Raw genomic sequence first — 16762 nt, 5'->3', positions numbered from 1 at the left:
ACCTCCAAGGAATCTACCAAAACGTTTTAATGGAATCTAGGCGGGTCTCAGCGCAACGTCAATGCCAGGTTTCGCCAGCGAGGTTTGTACGTTTTAATCGGGGGATGCGATTCACAGCTGTCGATCTGGGCGCCTCCAGCGGACGGGTGATGCGGGCCGAGATCTCCGGGGGACGGGTGGAGCTCGTCGAGGCGCACCGCTTCCCCAACCGTCCCGTCAGCGTGGCAGGCACCCTGCACTGGGACGTCCTCGGCCTCTACTCCCAGATGCTGGACGGCCTGCGGCAGGCCGGGCCCGTCGAGTCGATCGGCATCGACTCGTGGGCCGTCGACTACGGCCTGCTGGACGGCGACGGCAGGCTGATCGGCAACCCCGTCCACTACAGGGACGCCCGCACCTCGGGGTACACCGAGCGCCTCGACGCCGACCGCTACGAGGTGAACGGCCTGCAGTTCCTGCCGTTCAACACCCTCTACCAGCTGCTGGAGGACCGTCTCGACCGGGCGGAGACGCTGCTCATGATCCCCGACCTGTTCGCCTACTGGCTGACGGGCGTCAGGGGCGCGGAGCTGACGAACGCCTCCACGACGGGCCTGTTCGACGTCGCGCGGAGGGACTGGGCGCTGCCCCTCATCGACCGTCTCGGGCTGCCTGCGCGCATCTTCCCCGAGATCTCCGAGCCCGGGAGCGTCGTCGGTCCCGTGACGGCCGAGCTCGGCTTCGACACCGTCGTCACCCGTGTCGCCTCGCACGACACCGCCTCAGCCGTGGCGGCCGTGCCCGCCCGCACCCCCGACTTCGCCTACATCTCGTGCGGCACCTGGTCGCTGGTGGGCGTCGAGCTCGACTCCCCCGTGCTGAGCGAGGAGAGCAGGGCGGCCAACTTCACCAACGAGGCGGGCATCGACGGCACGATCCGCTACCTGCGCAACGTCATGGGCCTGTGGATCCTGCAGGAGTGCCTGCGCGCGTGGGGCGAGAGTGACCTCGAGGGCCTGCTCCAGGCCGCCGCCCACGCCAAGCCTGGACAGATGACCATCGACCCCGACGATCCCGCCTTCCTGCCGCCTGGCGACATGCCCTCGCGGATCACCGCCTACTGCGAGCGCACAGGTCAGCCCGCCCCTGCCGACAAGCCGCAGGCCGTACGATGCATCCTGGAAAGCCTCGCCCTCGCCTACCAGCGAGCAATCAGCGACGCCGCGCGGCTGAGCGGACGGGAGATCGACGTCGTGCACCTGGTCGGAGGCGGCGCGCGCAACGCGCTGCTGTGCCAGCTGACGGCCGACGCCACGGGCCTGCCCGTGGTCGCGGGCCCTGTCGAGGCGGCGGCTCTGGGCAACGTGCTGGTCCAGGCCCGCGCCAGGGGGCTGGCGGGCGACCTGCGCGAGTTCGTACGGCGCAGCCAGCCGCTGCGCACCTACCACCCCGGGGGCGGGCTTGTCTGAAACGGTCAGCATCAAGGAGGTCGCCGCAAGGGCGGGCGTCTCACCCGGCACGGTGTCGAACGTGCTCAACAGGCCAGAGAAGGTCGCGGGCGCCACGCGCACAAGGGTCGAGCAGGTCATCCGCGAGCTGGGCTTCGTCCGCCACGGATCGGCCTCCACGCTGCGCGCCGGCCACAGCCGCACGATCGGCCTGTCGGTGATCGACATCGGCAACCCGTTCTTCACCGACGTCGCCGCGGGCGTGGAGGATCTCGCCAGTGACCGCGGCTACGCGGTGATCCTCGGCAACTCGGCGGGCAGCAGGTCCAAGGAGGAGCGCAACCTGCTCGTCTTCGCCGAGCAGCGGGTGCGCGGCGTGCTCATCACCCCCTCCGACGACGATCCGCACCGCCTGGAGCGGCTGAGGGCGCGCGGCATCGCCGTCGTGCTCGTCGACCACCCCGCCGATCGCGCCGACCAGTGCGCGGTCTCTGTCAACGACGTGACGGGCGGCACCATGGCCGCCGCCCACCTGCTGGAGGGCGGCGCCGAGCGGCTGGCCTACGTGGCGGGGCCCGCGACCATGCGCCAGTGCAGGGAGCGAAGAGTCGGCGCCGAGCGGGCGCTCGCGGCGGCGGGGCTCGATCCAGGGCGGCTGCGTGTGCTGGAGATGACCGCGATGACCGCCAAGGCCGGGCAGCAGGCCGCCGAGTTGCTGCTCGCCGACCTGCCCGACGCGGTGTTCTGCGCCAACGACCTGCTGGCGCTCGGCCTGCTGCGCGGGCTGCTGCAGGCGGGCGTACGGGTGCCCGAACAGGTCTCGCTGATCGGCTACGACGACATCGACTTCGCCTCGGCCTCCACCGTGTCGCTCAGCTCGGTCCGCCAGCCGACCTACCAGCTCGGCAGGGTCGCCACCGAGCTGCTCCTCGACGAGTGTGACAATCCCGACACCCACGCCCACCAGCAGATCATGTTCCAACCCGAGCTCGTGGTCAGAGAGTCCAGCCGCTGACGCTTTAGACTGCCCCCTATGTCCAAAGCTGCCCGCCATATCCTCGGAGTGGTCGCTGGACTGCTCCTGACCCCTTTGCTGATGCTCGGCCTGATGTACGGCTCCGGACAGGTCGCGTACGCCTTCAGGACCGACTTCTCGCCTTCGTGGCTTGGGGCCGCCGTGCTGGCGGCGTGCGCCGTCGCGCTGGGCTTCCTGGCCGGCTCGCGGCTGTCGCCCCTCGCCTCGCTGGTGACCGGGCTCGGCTTCACCGGCATGGGCGCGGTGCTGCTGATCCCCATGCTCTACCCCAGCGACCTGGCCGACCTGCTGCCCGCTCCACTCCGCTGGGGTTTCGACATGTTCGGCCCCACCGGCGTGCTCTTCATCGCCGGCATCCTGCTGCTGACCGCCTCCGCCTTCCCCTCCAGGTGGCGCGCGGCCAGGCCCGCGCCGCCGGACCCCTCGTACGGCCCGCCGCAGCGGCAACAGCAGCAGTACCCGCCGGCGTTCGACCCCTTCCAGCCCGCCTCCGCCCCGCCGGCCGGCCCCGGCGAAGACGACCGGATCCGCCCGATGCCCCGCTGACGCGCGCCCGCCCGTCCGCGTCCCGTCCCGCTGTGGCCCCCGCGCCGCTGACACCCCCGGCCGCTCCCCCCTGCTCGGCCTTCGAGTGGTGATGCGGAAGAATGCTGGACCGTGCGCGACAAGATCCGGAACGCGTGGGTGGAGAGCGCGCACGTCTTCGCCCTCCACTCCCCCGAGGACGTGGACGAGCAGATCATCGACTGGCTGCGGGAGGCCTCCGATGCGTGATGTCCTGGTCGTGCAGAACGCCGCCAGCGGTGGCCCTCGCAGGCTCGGCGAATGGCTGACGGACGACGGCCTGGAGCTGGAGGTCGTGCGGGCCTTCGAGGGCGCCGCCGTACCCGAGGAGCTGGGTGAACGCGCACTGGTCGTGCTGGGCGGCGGCTACCTGCCCTCCGAGGACGGCAGGGCGCCGTGGCTGGCCGCGACCAGGGCGCTGGTGCGGGAGGCGCTCGACGAGGGCCGGCCGTACCTGGGGGTGTGCCTGGGCGGGCAGATGCTCGCCGAGGTGGCGGGCGGGCTGGTGAAGGGCGACGCGGGCGAGCCGGAGAACGGCAGCACGGCGATCACCCTGCGCCCCGAGGCGGCCGAGGACGCGCTCTTCCACGGCCTGCCGAAGGTCGTCACAGCGATCGAGCACCACAAGGACGCGGTCGTGGAGCTGCCGCCGGACGCGGTCTGGCTCGCCGAGACCGAGGCCTGCCCCTACCAGGCCTTCAGGGTCGGCGCGGCGGCATGGGGCGTGCAGTTCCATCCCGAGGTGTGGCCCGAGCGGATCCTGGAGTGGGACGACCGCGGCTTCGACCTGGCCGAGCTGCACAGGCGGGCGCTGCTCGACGAGCCCTCCGCCACACCCGTGTGGCGGGAGGTCGCCAGGCGCTTCTCCGGGGTCAGCCGAAACTCGTAGACGACGCGGCGACCCTCGGTTACCTTGCGATGATGCGATTAATCCGAGCACGCACCCTTATCGCCATGACCGCGGCGGCCGGGCTCGTCCTGGCGACCCCCGCGGCCGCTACCGACAGGGGCCCGGGGGCGCCGGGCATCGGAGACTCCTACTTCCCCAACCACGGCAACGGCGGCTACGACGCCAAGCACTACAGCCTGAACCTCGACTACCAGCCGGGGGCCGACCTGTTGCGTGGCAGGGCGAGGATCCTGGCGACGGCGACCCAGCACCTGACCCGCTTCAACCTCGACTTCCTGCTCAAGGTCGACAGCGTGAAGGTCGACGGCAGGCCCGCCACGTTCGCCAGGACCGGGCTGCACGAGCTGGAGATCACCCCGGCCCGCGCGCTGACCAGGGGCAAGCCGTTCCTCGTCGAGGTGAGCTACGCCGACACGCCGTCCAAGGTGCCGGTTCCCGACGAGACGGGCGGCTTCCAGCCCTGGATCGCCACCGCCGACGGCGCGCTCGCCCTGGGCCAGCCGCAGGTGGCGTGGTGGTGGTTCCCGAGCAACGACCACCCGCTCGACAAGGCCACCTACGACATCACGGTCAGCGTGCCGAAGGGCACCCAGGCCATCACCAACGGCATCAAGGTCAAGGAGCGCACCTCGGGCGAGAAGACCACCTCGACCTGGGTGATGGACAAGCCGATGGCCACCTACCTGGCCACGCTCTTCATCGGCCAGCTGGAGGTGCGCATGGGACAGTCCAACGGCCTGCCCGTGGTGACCGCCTACAGCAAGGACCTCGGCCAGTACGAGGCGGCGGCCAAGGAGTCGATCGAGCAGACGCCGCAGATCGTCGAGTGGCTGGCGGGCAGCTTCGGCCGCTATCCGTTCCGCTCGATGGGCGGCTCGGTCACCAGCGCACTGCCAGGCTTCGCGCTGGAGACCCAGACGCAGCCGGTCTACGACCCCCGCTTCTTCAGGGCGGGCCCCGACACCTACGTGGTCGTGCACGAGAACGCCCACCAGTGGTTCGGCGACAGTGTCGCGGTCAAGGACTGGAAGCACATCTGGCTCAACGAGGGCTTCGCGACCTACGCCGAGTGGATGTGGTCGGAGAAGCTGGGCGAGGGCACGGCGGCGGAGGTCGCCGACTACTTCTACGGCCTGTGGCCGGCTGAGGACGAGTTCTGGCAGGTCAAGCCGGGCGACCCGGGCGCGGCCGACCTGTTCCACAACGCCACCTACTACAGGGGCGCGATGGCGCTGCAGGCGCTGAGGGTCGAGGTGGGCGACGCGGCGTTCTGGAACATCGTCAAGACCTGGCCGACCGTCAAGCGGCACGGCAACGCCGAGACGTCCGAGTTCATCGCGCTGGCCGAGCGGATCTCCGGCAAGCAGCTGGACGCGGTCTTCGACACGTGGCTGTTCACCGTGGGCAAGCCCGCCACCTCGCCGAACGGCACGGCGGCGGCTACGGCCAAGGCAGCGGGAGGTGAGCCCGCCTCGGTCGCCAAGATCAAGGCGGTGCACGAGCTGCTGAGGCACACGAAGTAACCCCCAGGGCCGGTACGGCGGGCGCGCCTGCCGTACCGGCCTCGGCCTGTCAGAGGCCGGTCAGGTGAGAGCGTCGACACCCAGCTTGACCGCCACGGCCAGCCCGCACGCCGCCGCCAGGTAACGCAGCGAGCGGCCGGGCAGGCGGCGGGCGATCGACGGCCCGAGCCACCCGCCGATGAGGAACCCCGCGGCCAGCGGCGCGACGGCCCACCACACCACCGGGCCGAAGAGCGCGAACCCGGCCGCCGCGACGAAGTTGGCCAGGCCCGAGATGACGTTCTTGACCGCGTTCACCCTGGCGGGCGCCTGGTCGAGGACGGCGGTGAGCACGGCGAGCATGAGGATCCCGCCCGCCGCGCCGAAGTAGCCGACGTAGATCGCCACCGCGAACAGCGCCACCCTGGCCAGCACGCTGTGGTTGCCTCCCGGCCTGACCCCCGGCGGGCGGATCAGCAGCAGCGACGCGATCGCGATCAGGAAGGGCGCGATGAGCTCGAACGTCCTCGACGGGGTGATCAGCAGCAGGAGCGCACCCGTCGCGCCGCCCAGCGCGCTGATCCAGCCCAGGCGCAGCACCGTGCCGCCCTGCCCCTTCAGCTCCGGCCTCGACCCCGCCGCCGCCCCGATGCCGGTGAACACCAGAGAGACGGTGTTGGTGACGTTGGCGGCCAGCGGTGACAGGCCGAAGGCCAGCAGCGCGGGGTAGGAGATGATCGAGGCCAGGCTGACGACGGTGCTGACCACCCCGGCCACGACACCCACCGCGAGCAGGCCGAGGAGTTCGAGCATCCCGACATGCTAGGACGTGGCCGGCGACCGGCTTCAGGCAGGGTCGGGGGCGAAGCCGGGGATCCAGCGTTCGGCCTCGGCGCGGAAGCGGCCTGTGGCGGCCAGCTGCGACAGGATGCCGTAGCCTGCGGTCAGCACGCGGAAGCCGTGATGGCTGTTACCGCTGATCCTGATCGCGGGCTGCATCGGGACCGGCTTTTTCGATCATCTTTTTCGCCGACTACGACTGCTGAGTGGGCGCCTGCAGCGGGTGCCGCTCCTGGTCCGGCGTCCCGCGGCCGCGGACATCTGCCCGCACCCAGGCCGCGCTTGCCTCAGCTACGACGAAGCGAAAGAGCCTGTCGGTTGATCTCAACCGACAGGCTTTAAGTGGTGTCGCTGACGCGTGCGCGCCATAGGTCGTCCTGGGTGCCGGTCTTCTCCCAGAGCCGGGCGACGCCGCTCTGCCCGAGGTCGTCAAGCGGTACCAGGAATTGTGTGGAGAGCGTTCTGGCGAACTCGTCCGCGTCGCCAATCGCCCGGGACGTCCTGCCGTCGGCGCCGAGCTGGCGCAGTGTGCGTGACAGCAGTACCAAGGTGTGTCCAGCGGTCGGCCGGGCGGCCATGAGCGTGGTGACATACGTCGATTCGGCTGAGGTAGACAGTTCCCGGGAGCGGGCGGCGAAGTCGGCGATCCCGCGCGGCTGCAGCCGAAAGTCGTAGGAGGTGATTGTCCCGCTGGGGTAGTGATGGAAGCGCCAGGTGTCCGGATCGAGCCGCTCCAGCCGGTAGGTCAGGTTTCCCTGGGTCTGCGGCCCCTCATGCAGAAGCAGCGGCTCGACGAAGCCGTCCCCGATGCCCGCGTCGGCCAGCCAACGACGGCCGTCGAGGTCGACCAGCAGCGCGTTGTGGTTACCCCACATCGCCTCGCCCCGGGCTGCGCGCATGACGCCAGCCTCCACCATCGTCACCTGGAAGCCGGCTAGGCGCAGCAGCATGGCCAGGCCGGCGTTCTGCTCGTAGCAGTAGCCGCCGCGGCGCCGCCGCACGAGCTTGTCGAACAGCGCGTCCGGGTCGAGGCTGATCGGCCTGCCGAGCTGGATGTCGAGGTTCTCGTATGGCACGGCCTCCCTCCAGGCACGGTGCAGGGTGAACAGCGTCTCCAGGTCGGCGGCCACGCGCCCGCGGTGCCCGATCCTGTGGAGTATCGGGGCGATGGTCATCTCTGCAGTCATATCAACCTCCTAAGTGAAAGAAGATCCTCCACTTATCTAGGCTATATGAGGGCAGTCCATCCGTATACTGCTGGAGTGAGTAACGAGAGTCCCGGGCGCCAGCTCCGGGCCGACGCCAGGCTCAACCGCGAGCAGATCATCGAGGCCGCCCGTGCGCTCATCGCTGAACGCGGCGCCGAGGTGCCGATGGAGGAGGTGGCACGCCGCGCCGGCGTCGGAACCGCCACCCTCTATCGCCGCTTTCCCGACCGCGAAGCGCTGGTGCGCGGGGTCGCCCTGGATGGCTTCCACCGCGTGGTGGCCATCGCGCGCGACGCGGAGGACGAGGAGCCAGACGCCTGGGGGGCGTTGTCGCGCTTCATCCGTCGGGCTGCCGCCGAACTGCGGCTGGCCACCTGGTTGTCGATCTGGTTCACCAGCACCTGGGAAGAGCTCCACGCCGACCCCGAGGAACGGCGGCTGCGCCGGACCCTGCTGAAGATCCTCGACCGGCTCGTCCGCCGTGCCCAGGCCGACGGCGACCTGCGCCACGACGTGGACGCCGGCGACGTGACACTGATGATGGCCCTGCTGCTGCGGCCGATGCCCGGCCTGCGTACCGAGCTCACCCAGCGCAGCGTGGACCGCTACCTGGCCCTCATGCTCGACGGTCTGCGTGCCCGCCCGGACATTCAGCAGCTGCCCGCCGCTGAGATCGGCCTCGCCGACCTCGGCGGCGCCTGATCTGGTAGAGATTCGGACATCCGCGGTCGACCACGACAGCCAGAACGGGCGTGAGGAGATCCCGACAACCGGGGGTCAAAGTCCAGCCGCATCAAGTGATCGCGTTCCAGCCAGGACTCATAACCGACGTGCCCGGCTGCCTGACCTGCTGGAGCCAGGGGTGCCCGCAATGGGCATGCCCGTGTCCGTCCGCCTGATCGGCGAGCCCGACGACGTCGCTCAGGCCGCCGACGTCATCCGCGCGGCGTAGGTGGCGGCGTCGCACGCTTCGTCCTCGGCCTTCGAGGGCATGGGCGCGGGCGCGGGCTGCTTCGTCGTCGCCGCGGCGGGCCGGTCCTGCTCCTCCAGGACTCGGTACAGGGTGAAGCGGCCGACACCGAGGTGCTTGGCGATGGCGGTGATGGACTCGCCGCGCTCCTGGCGGGCGCGGGCGGCGGCGGGCTTGGCGGCGTCCAAGGCCGGGGGCCGGCCTCCGGTACGGCCGTGGGCGTGGGCGGTGGCCAGGCCGTCCGGGGTCCGCATTCCGATGCCCGCCTCATCGGCGATGGCGGCCAGGTGTTGTCGGCGGCGCGCGCTGAGCCGGCCGCCGCGGTGGTCGAGCAGAAGCGCTGAAGATTCCTCAGAGTCACGCGAAATGATGGGGCGCCTTTCGCCATGTAGGGGGATGTCCGCGTTTCGTACCGACGAAGGAGATCAGCCATGGGAATCGCCCGTGGATGACGACGGGGTGGCCAGGTTCGAGGCCCTCTACAGGGAGACATACGACCAGATCGCAGCCTACGCCGCGCGCCGCTGTGACTCCCCACAGGACGCGGCCGATGTCGTGGCGGAGACCTTCACCATCGCCTGGCGCCGGGTGACCGAGCTGCCACCAGGGCAGGAGGCCAGGCTCTGGCTATATGGCGTGGCGCGCAAGGTGCTGGCCGACCATCGCCGGAGCACGGTCCGACAGCGGCTGCACAGCGTGGCACTGGACGCGGAGATGGCCGATCTTTACGGGAATTCCCCTGACAGCGGCCTTGAACTGAGCGTGATCAGCACAGTGTTCCGGAGCCTGGCCGACGACGACCGTGAACTTCTTTCGCTGGTCGCCTGGGAGGGCCTGGGGCGCGAGGAGATCGCCACGATGCTGGGACTGTCCCGCAACGCCGTGCGCATCAGGCTGTATCGCGCCCGCAAGCGCTTCTCGCGCGCACTTGACGAAGCCGGTGTCCCGTTCACATCAAAAAGCCGGATGATTCCGGCGGGGAGGTCGCTATGAGGAACGTCGATGAGATCAACGAACTGCTGAGGCCCCTGGCCCGGGTCGAGCCCGGACAGCCGGACAGCCACGCGTCCGGGACGGGGGCACGGGCGTTGCTAGCCTCGATCGCCGCCCAAGAACCCGGTATCGCCGCCGAAGGGCTGGGGCGTCCCCGCCGACACGTTGTGCGCGGTCCTCGCCGTCTTGTATTGGGTCTGACCGCTGCGGCCGTGCTCGCAACAGGCATCGTGGTGGGTCCGAGTCTGCTGGAGGACGGACGTGGCGTGGCGGTCTCCTACGCCAACTCCGCGATGGAGATTCTCCGGGAAGGTAGCCAATACGTCGCCCGCATCAAGGACCCGTTCGCCGACCACGACAAGTACACCCAGGCATTCCACGCGGTCGGCTTGAACGTCAATCTACGTCCAGTACCCGTCTCGCCAGGCAGCGTGGGGAAGATCCTCGGCATGATCATCGCGGGCAAGGGTAGCTCTCGCCCCGACCCGGAAGCTAAGCCAGACCCCTCCGGCCCCCGGATCAACGGTGTCCCCCTCACAATGGAGACGACACCCAGAGGATGCCGGCCAGGACAGGACAGCCACTGCCTCATGGTGATGCGGATCCCCGCCGGTTTCACCGGCAACGTGGACGTCAGACTGGGACGCCAGGCGAAGCCGGGAGAGGAATACGCGAACTTCGACTCGGCCATGGCGCCAGGCGAGATGTTCGACGGGGTCCGGCTGCGAAACGGCCGCCCCGTGGACGACATCCTGGCTGAGGCGCGTAAGCGTAACCTGACCGCGGTGTTCAGTCTCATTCGAACGGATAAGAAAACGGGGAATATGTCGTCCTTCCAGCCGCTACCTGCGGACCGGGTCGGACCCGGCTGGATCGTCTGGAACGCGTGGCAGGTGAAGGCCGGCGTGATCCGGTTGCTCGTCACACCCGAGCGTCTGCCCGAGAACCCGTTCTACGAAGGAAGCGCGCCACCGCCCGCCTCCTGATCACGCGCACAATTCGGCTCCCGCCCCGCAACGGGCGAGAGCCGTCCAGTCTGATGGGTACTCACCCAGCGACGCCGTCGGCAACGGGGCTTGAGGAGCAACTGAACGGCACCCCAGCTCGCTGCTGTCGCCGGCGAGTTGACCGATGAGGTCGGGATGCGCGGCGGAGGTTCGGCAGTCGCATGCGTTCAGAATGGCCCGCCGCCGCCCTCGGCTACAGGGGTGCATTCAGACAAGCGGGCGGCCCACCTGGGACGCCCGGAGGGCGGTCGGGCGGCCCGGGACTCGCCGGGGATGCCGAGAACCTGTCGAGTGCTCCCCGACGCCAGCCCTCGCCGAAGTCCTGGGCGAGCGCCCTGTGGCGGCGGGGATGGGAGGCGCGGAGTCCCGCAGCGTGGTCAGTGCCGCCCTGTACGGCTCGACGACGGCCGGCTTTGCCAACAACCCCACAGGACGCAGGGAAGCTCGTCACGCCTCGGTGGACGGCGCCCGCGTCGCGCGGACGACGGCGGCCGCGGCCGTGGCCGCCGTCAGCACGGGCTGGGTGGAGCGCGCCGTCCTGCCGAGCATGAAGGCGCCTTCCAGCAGGCCGATGACGGACGTGGCGATGTCGCGGGCGGCGGGCCCCGCGATGCCGCAGGCCGAGTAGTAGGCGGCCAGGCCGTCGATCCAGCTGTCGAAGACCTCCGCGGCGGCCCCGCGCAGCGTCTGGTTGGTGCTGGCCACCTCCAGGGCGATGGTGGCGACCGGGCAGGGGTCGGCGTAGTCGAGTTCCCGCAGGGTCACGGCGGCGGCGGCGAAGGCCTCGGCGGTGGCGAGGGCGGGGTCGGCACGCGGGCCTGGCTCGGGGAAGAGCTGGGCGATGAGGCCCAGGTAGGCCGCGCCGGAGGTCCTGATCACCTCCTCGCCGAGCTGCGCCTTGCCGCCTGGGAAGAAGTGGTAGGCCGAGCCGTAGGGGGCCCCGGCTTCCGCGACGATCTGCTTCATGCCGGTGGCGGCGTATCCCTGACGCCTGAATAGCTCGGTCGCCGCCGTCAGGATGCGGGCCCTGGTATCGCCTGTCGTTCTCATGACGGATAGTCTCTCACTAGATCGATCTATCTAGAGGGTGGAGCCATGCCTGACATCGACCTGTCCGCCGGCCGCATCGACTACACCGACACCGGCGGCCCGGGCGAGACCGTGGTGCTCGTGCCGGGCCTCGCCTTCGACGAGTCGGTGTGGCAGGCGGTGGTGGAGGACCTGCGCGCCGACTACAGGGTCGTCGTCCCCGTCCTGCCGATCGGGAGCCATCGCCGGCCGATGCGGCCGGAGGCCGACCTGTCGGCGCAGGGGGTCGCCGACGTCCTCGCCGAGTTCATGGAGCGGCTGGACCTGCGTGACGTCACTCTCGTCCAGAACGACGCCGGCACGGCCCAGCTGCTCGTGGGTGTGCGCGACGCGCGCATCGGCAGGCTGGTGCTCACCTCGTGCGAGGCGCTGGAGAACTATCCGCCCGGTGTCCAGGGCAGGACCCTGCACGCGGCGAGCAGGGTCCCCGGCGGGCTCTTCCTCCTGCTGCAGTCCTTCAGGGTCCCGTTCCTCGTACGGATGCGGACCTCGCTCGGCGGGATGGCCAAGCGCCCCATCCCCTACGAACTGGTGCGCCGGTGGTACGGCCCCCTGCTCACCGACGCCGAGGTGCGCAGGGACTTCGCGAAGTTCTGCAGGAGTGTCGACAAGGACACCTATCTGAAGGCGGCCGAGCGGCTACGGGGCTTCCGCGGGCCCGCGCTGGTCGCGTGGGGAGCCGAGGACCGCATGATGCCGCCGCAGACGGGGCGGCGGCTGGCCGCCCTGCTGCCGAGGGGCGAGTACGTGGAGATCCCGGACTCGCGGACGCTCATTCCGCTCGACAACCCCGGTGGCCTGTGCGCGGAGCTGCGCCGCTTCATCAAGGAGACCAGCACCGACAGGACCTGACGCGAGCGCCAGGACGGCGCGCCTCAGCCCCGCCCGAGCAGGCCGATCGAGCGCTCGCGCATCTCCACCTTCCTGATCTTGCCGGTCACGGTCATCGGGAACGCCTCGACGACGTGGACGTAGCGCGGGATCTTGTAGTGGGCGATCTCCCCCGCGCAGAACTCCCTGATCGCCTCGGCGGTGGGCGGCTCGGCCCCTTCGCGCACGACGATCCAGGCCATGAGCTCCTCGCCGTACTTGTCGTCGGGCACGCCGATGACCTGCACGTCGGCGATGTCGGGGTGGCGGTAGAGGTACTCCTCGATCTCCCTGGGGTAGATGTTCTCGCCTCCCCTGATCACCATGTCCTTGATCCGGCCGACCACGTTGACGTACCCGTCGTCGTCCATGGCCGCCAGGTCGCCGGTGTGCATCCAGCGGGCCCTGTCGATCGCCTCGGCGGTCTTGCCAGGCTCCTCCCAGTAGCCGAGCATCACCGAGTAGCCGCGCGTGCACAGCTCGCCCGGCTCGCCGCGCGGGACGGTCAGGCCTGTCTCCGGGTGCACGATCTTGACCTCGACGTGCGGCATCACGCGGCCGACCGTCTCGGTGCGACGCTCCAGGCTGTCGTCGGTCCTGGTCATCGTGGAGACGGGCGAGGTCTCCGTCATGCCGTAGCAGATGGCGACCTCGGGCATGTTCATCTCGCCGACGACGCGCTTCATGACCTCGACGGGGCAGGGCGAGCCCGCCATGATGCCGGTGCGCAGGCTGGACAGGTCGTAGCCGGTGGCCGGGTTCTCCAGCAGGGCCAGCTCGGCGATGAACATCGTCGGCACGCCGTACAGGCTGGTGCAGCGCTCCTGCTCGACCGCGCGCAGGGCCGCCTCGGGGTCGAAGCCCGCCGAGGGGATGACGATGCACGCGCCGTGCGAGGTGGCGCCGAGGTTGCCCATCACCATGCCGAAGCAGTGGTAGAACGGCACCGGCAGGCAGACGCGGTCGTGCTCGGTGTAGTGGATCAGCTCGCCGACGAAGAAGCCGTTGTTCAGGATGTTGTGGTGCGACAGGGTCGCGCCCTTGGGGAAGCCCGTCGTGCCCGAGGTGTACTGGATGTTGATCGGGTCGTCGAAGGAGAGCGCGACCTCCTTCAGCGGGGCCTGCTCGGCCAGCAGCGCCTGCCAGCTGTCCTGCCCGAGGTAGACGACCTCGCCGAAGCCGATCTCCTCGACCATCGCGCGGTAGTCGCCGCCCTTGTGGGCCACGGCGCTGATCAGCAGGCTCATGCCCGACTGCCTGACCACGTACTCCAGCTCGTGGCCGCGATAGGCGGGGTTGACGTTGACGAGGATCGCGCCGATCTTGGCGGTGGCGTACTGCACGAAGACCCACTCGGCGCAGTTGGGGGCCCAGATGCCCACCCTGTCGCCTTTGGCGATGCCTCTGGCGGTCAGGGCGCGCGCCAGGCGGTCCACCTCGTCGTTCAGCTGGGCGTAGGTCCACCGGCGGCCCGTCGCCACCTCGACCAGCGCCTCCCGATCTCCGAAGCGCAGGACCGCGCGCTCGAAGTTCTCCCCGATCGTCTCGCCGAGCAGCGCGACGTCCGCGATGGCGCTGGAATAGGACTGCATGCTCACAGTCTGCGACCGGCCGCCGCCCCGCACCACCCCTTCTGCGGGGAGGCCCCTACCTGAGGATCCGCTTCACCCCCGCGGGCCAGCCAGGATCGCCGTCCCTGACGAAGCGCACCCACGCTCCGTGCATCTCGTGCGCCAGCGCCTGGGGCGCGTGGTGTCCCGCGGTGCGCGCCACGCCTGGGGCGTCGAGCACGTCGAAGACGAACGGCAGGTCGAGGTTGTGCACCGCGCCGACCCTGCCGCCGCCCGCGGGGCTCTCGAGCGGCGACTCCCAGCGGAACTCGTAGGCATAGGTGGGCGCGATGGCCGCTGAGCGCGCCCGCAGGAGCAGGCGCGTCTCCCTGATGAACAGGCGGTGGGTGACCGCCCTCGCCACCAGCTCTGCGGGCGGCGGTTCGGGGTCGGAGGAGAAGCCGAGCGCCTCGGCCGCTTCACGCGCGGTGCCCTGGTCGATGCCCTCGACCATGCGCCTGACGAAGACATCGGCCTCCTGCGAGGTGTTGCCCGCCAGCAGCCGCAGGTGGCCGCCGATGCCAGCGGCGATCGCCTCCAGCGGGACCCCCGGCACCACCTGGCCGTCGACGACGGGCTTGATCGCCACCGACTCGCCCAGCGAACCGAGCTGTCCCGTCGTCGGCGGCGGCTGCTCGGCCAGCAGACGTTCGGGCGGCAGCGCGGCGAAGTCCTCGCGCACCGGTCTGACGCCGAGCACGGCCGCCAGCTCCTTGGCCTGGGCCCTGGCCTCGGCCAGGGAGGTGACGAGGGTGGCCGAGCCGCTCATGACGATCGCCCTGCGGAACAGGCCCGCGGCGTCGGGCATGGTCATGAGCGTCGCCACCGCGGCCCCTCCCGCCGACTGGCCCGCGATCGTCACGTCGGCCGGGTTGCCGCCGAAGGCGGCGATGTTGGCCCGTACCCAGCGCAGGGCGGCCAGCCAGTCGAGCACGCCCAGGTTGGCAGGGACGTCGTCGAGCGCGAGGAAGCCCTCGAAGCCGAGCCGGTAGTTGACGGCCACGCACACCACGCCGTCGCGGGCGAAGCGGTGCCCGCGCTGCCACGCGGCGGAGTTCGCGCCGACGGAGAAGGCCCCTCCGTGGAACCAGACCAGCACCGGCAGCCCCGCCGCACCCGGGTCGGGGGTGTGGACGTCGAGGTTCAGGCAGTCGGCTCCGTAGCGGAAGACGTCGGGCGCGAACAGCCCGATGTCCTGGGCCGGGCGTTGCGGCGCGGCGGGGCCGTGCTCGACGGCGGGCCGCACGCCCTCCCACGGCTCGGGTGGCGTGGGAGGTCTGAAGCGGTGCTCACCGAACGGCGGCGCGGCGAAGGGCACGCCGAGGAAGGCGTGCACGTTCTCCACCCGGATGCCGGAGACCCGACCCGAGGACGTCTTCACGATCATTGCCTGGTCCATCCCGCCGCTCCCTCGACGATCCTGATCGCCGCGCGGGCCGGTGGCAAGGGGTCCCTGCCGACCTGCCCGCGCTGGTGGTGGCCTTCGGCGCCGGACGGCTGCCCGGGCGGCTTCCCGCCGGGCGGGAGTGGCTGGCGGTCGACCACGGCGAGCAGCTCGTCCTGACCGTCCTGCGGCCGACGCCCCAGGCCGAGGAGGGGATGCGGCGGCCTTGCGCCACCACGGCGTGCGCCGAGGCCCGGGGGCCGAGCCGTTCAGGGCGCTCAGGTACTACGTGCTGAAGGGTCCGCTGCTCGTGCTCTGCGTCGGCTACGGCTACCTGGCGAGCACCCGGCTGCCCGACCGCGACTGGTACGCCGTACGGCACCGCGGCGACGTGCTGGTGCTCACCGTCCTCGAGCCCACCCCGGAGGCGGCCGAGGGGCTGGCGAGGCTGGCGGCGGAATACCCGAACAAGCGCTTCCGCCGCCGCGCCGTCTCGCTGGACGACCTGGTCGCCTACAGGGACCGGTTGCGGGAGCTGGCCGGGGTGGAGGTGAGCGACGGGCTGGCGCGGCTGGGCGAGGGAAGGTGCCCGATCGACCTGGGCGAGCTGCCCCGTCTCACCGCCGACCCCCTCGCGGGAGCGGTCCACGACGAGGGGTGGGAGGTGTTCGTGCTCGTGTGAGGGGTAGGCGCGGACTTCACTCGAGAGGAGGACACTCATGGGTGACCGTCACACGATGCCTGAGCTGATGGACGAGAACGACGTCGTCGATCTGCTCCTACGGCAGCACGCCATGATCAGGGACCTGTTCGCCGAGGTCGAGAGCGCGCCACCGGACGCGAGGGGCGAGCCGTTCCAGAGGCTGGTGCGGCTGCTCGCCGTCCACGAGACGGCCGAGGAGGAGGTCGTCCACCCCTACGCCCGGCGCAAGCTGGCCGGCGGTGACGAGGTCGTGGACGAGCGGCTGGCCGAGGAGAACGCGGCCAAGGACATGCTCACCCAGATCGAGAAGGCGGGGGTGGACGACCCGAGGTTCCTGGCCAACCTGGACCTGCTGCGCACCGCCGTCCTGGCCCATGCGAGGGCGGAGGAGCGCTACGAGTTCACCCACCTGCGCGCCGAGACCAGCCAGGCCGAGCGCAGGGCGATGGCCGCAGGGGTCAAGGCGGCCGAGGCGCTGGCGCCCACGCATCCGCACGCCGGCGTCGAGACCGCGACGGCGAACATGCTGATCGGCACGCCGGTCGCGATGGCCGACAGGATCCGCGACGTCGTCAGGAAGGCGATGGGCAAGCAGAGCTGATCAGGGGAGAAGGCAGGACCGGCCGGGTGGTCCGGCCGGTCCTTCGCC

General features: G+C 70.5%; 18 protein-coding genes. 11 read left to right on the top strand and 7 right to left on the bottom strand.

Annotated features, from left to right (window positions below; translation table 11 throughout):
• The first annotated feature begins 104 nt into the window (after positions 1 to 104).
• From ABFX50_RS22665 to ABFX50_RS22645, 5 genes are all read left to right on the top strand, one after another.
• Positions 105 to 1448, top strand: a complete 1344-nt coding sequence (locus ABFX50_RS22665; RefSeq protein WP_346149322.1) for a rhamnulokinase — start codon at positions 105 to 107, stop codon at positions 1446 to 1448.
• The gene (locus ABFX50_RS22660; RefSeq protein WP_346149320.1) at positions 1441 to 2442 is read left to right on the top strand and encodes a LacI family DNA-binding transcriptional regulator; all 1002 of its coding nucleotides are present in this window, start codon (positions 1441 to 1443) and stop codon (positions 2440 to 2442) included. The genes ABFX50_RS22665 and ABFX50_RS22660 overlap by 8 nt, the downstream gene beginning before the upstream one ends.
• Before the next feature lie 18 nt (positions 2443 to 2460).
• A complete protein-coding gene (locus ABFX50_RS22655; RefSeq protein WP_346149318.1) occupies positions 2461 to 3009 on the top strand; it encodes a hypothetical protein in 549 nt (182 codons plus the stop codon).
• 220 nt (positions 3010 to 3229) lie between these two features.
• Positions 3230 to 3916, top strand: coding sequence for a type 1 glutamine amidotransferase (locus ABFX50_RS22650; protein ID WP_346149316.1), 687 nt, complete (start codon positions 3230 to 3232; stop codon positions 3914 to 3916).
• A 65-nt stretch (positions 3917 to 3981) separates the two neighbouring features.
• Positions 3982 to 5460, top strand: a complete 1479-nt coding sequence (locus ABFX50_RS22645; RefSeq protein ID WP_346149314.1) for a M1 family metallopeptidase — start codon at positions 3982 to 3984, stop codon at positions 5458 to 5460.
• 60 nt (positions 5461 to 5520) lie between these two features.
• On the opposite strand, the gene ABFX50_RS22640 is transcribed toward ABFX50_RS22645, so the two are convergent.
• From ABFX50_RS22640 to ABFX50_RS22630, 3 genes are all read right to left on the bottom strand, one after another.
• Positions 5521 to 6252, bottom strand: coding sequence for a sulfite exporter TauE/SafE family protein (locus ABFX50_RS22640; protein ID WP_346149312.1), 732 nt, complete (start codon positions 6250 to 6252; stop codon positions 5521 to 5523).
• Between the two features lie 33 nt (positions 6253 to 6285).
• The gene (locus ABFX50_RS22635; RefSeq protein ID WP_346149310.1) at positions 6286 to 6438 is read right to left on the bottom strand and encodes a hypothetical protein; all 153 of its coding nucleotides are present in this window, start codon (positions 6436 to 6438) and stop codon (positions 6286 to 6288) included.
• Positions 6439 to 6617: 179 nt separating this feature from the next.
• Positions 6618 to 7454: an arylamine N-acetyltransferase family protein gene (locus ABFX50_RS22630; protein WP_346149308.1), complete on the bottom strand. Its 837-nt coding sequence runs from the start codon at positions 7452 to 7454 to the stop codon at positions 6618 to 6620.
• An 87-nt stretch (positions 7455 to 7541) separates the two neighbouring features.
• Between ABFX50_RS22630 and ABFX50_RS22625 the strand changes: the two genes are divergently transcribed.
• Complete coding sequence (locus tag ABFX50_RS22625; RefSeq protein ID WP_346149306.1) at positions 7542 to 8189, top strand: TetR/AcrR family transcriptional regulator; 648 nt, start codon at positions 7542 to 7544, stop codon at positions 8187 to 8189.
• Between the two features lie 219 nt (positions 8190 to 8408).
• On the opposite strand, the gene ABFX50_RS22620 is transcribed toward ABFX50_RS22625, so the two are convergent.
• Positions 8409 to 8711, bottom strand: a complete 303-nt coding sequence (locus ABFX50_RS22620; RefSeq protein ID WP_346149304.1) for a helix-turn-helix domain-containing protein — start codon at positions 8709 to 8711, stop codon at positions 8409 to 8411.
• A 190-nt stretch (positions 8712 to 8901) separates the two neighbouring features.
• Between ABFX50_RS22620 and ABFX50_RS22615 the strand changes: the two genes are divergently transcribed.
• Positions 8902 to 9450 carry an RNA polymerase sigma factor gene (locus ABFX50_RS22615; RefSeq protein WP_346149302.1) on the top strand — a complete coding sequence of 183 codons (549 nt, stop codon included), beginning with the start codon at positions 8902 to 8904 and terminating at the stop codon, positions 9448 to 9450.
• Positions 9447 to 10436 (top strand): hypothetical protein, encoded by a 990-nt coding sequence (locus ABFX50_RS22610; RefSeq protein WP_346149300.1) that lies wholly within the window; start codon positions 9447 to 9449, stop codon positions 10434 to 10436. Before ABFX50_RS22615 ends, ABFX50_RS22610 begins: the two co-directional genes overlap by 4 nt.
• 468 nt (positions 10437 to 10904) lie before the next feature.
• On the opposite strand, the gene ABFX50_RS22605 is transcribed toward ABFX50_RS22610, so the two are convergent.
• Positions 10905 to 11507 (bottom strand): TetR/AcrR family transcriptional regulator, encoded by a 603-nt coding sequence (locus tag ABFX50_RS22605; protein ID WP_346149298.1) that lies wholly within the window; start codon positions 11505 to 11507, stop codon positions 10905 to 10907.
• Positions 11508 to 11552: 45 nt separating this feature from the next.
• Here ABFX50_RS22605 and ABFX50_RS22600 point away from each other — a divergent pair, with 45 nt between their 5' ends.
• A complete protein-coding gene (locus ABFX50_RS22600; protein ID WP_346149296.1) occupies positions 11553 to 12398 on the top strand; it encodes an alpha/beta fold hydrolase in 846 nt (281 codons plus the stop codon).
• 23 nt (positions 12399 to 12421) lie between these two features.
• Here the strand turns inward: ABFX50_RS22600 and ABFX50_RS22595 are convergent, their stop codons facing one another.
• Together ABFX50_RS22595 and ABFX50_RS22590 are read right to left on the bottom strand one after the other, a co-directional pair.
• Complete coding sequence (locus ABFX50_RS22595; protein ID WP_346149294.1) at positions 12422 to 14008, bottom strand: AMP-binding protein; 1587 nt, start codon at positions 14006 to 14008, stop codon at positions 12422 to 12424.
• A 55-nt stretch (positions 14009 to 14063) separates the two neighbouring features.
• Positions 14064 to 15413: a carboxylesterase/lipase family protein gene (locus tag ABFX50_RS22590; RefSeq protein ID WP_346149292.1), complete on the bottom strand. Its 1350-nt coding sequence runs from the start codon at positions 15411 to 15413 to the stop codon at positions 14064 to 14066.
• 223 nt (positions 15414 to 15636) lie between these two features.
• On the opposite strand from ABFX50_RS22590, the gene ABFX50_RS22585 reads away from it, so the two are divergent.
• Together ABFX50_RS22585 and ABFX50_RS22580 are read left to right on the top strand one after the other, a co-directional pair.
• Positions 15637 to 16092 carry a hypothetical protein gene (locus ABFX50_RS22585; protein ID WP_346149290.1) on the top strand — a complete coding sequence of 152 codons (456 nt, stop codon included), beginning with the start codon at positions 15637 to 15639 and terminating at the stop codon, positions 16090 to 16092.
• Positions 16093 to 16129: 37 nt separating this feature from the next.
• Positions 16130 to 16714, top strand: coding sequence for a hemerythrin domain-containing protein (locus ABFX50_RS22580; RefSeq protein WP_346149288.1), 585 nt, complete (start codon positions 16130 to 16132; stop codon positions 16712 to 16714).
• Positions 16715 to 16762 lie beyond the last annotated feature (48 nt).

The organism is Nonomuraea recticatena, from assembly GCF_039533245.1.
GTDB lineage: Bacteria > Actinomycetota > Actinomycetes > Streptosporangiales > Streptosporangiaceae > Nonomuraea > Nonomuraea roseola.
The sequence above is the reverse complement of the archived record's forward strand: the minus strand, read 5'-3'. Positions and strand labels throughout refer to the sequence as shown.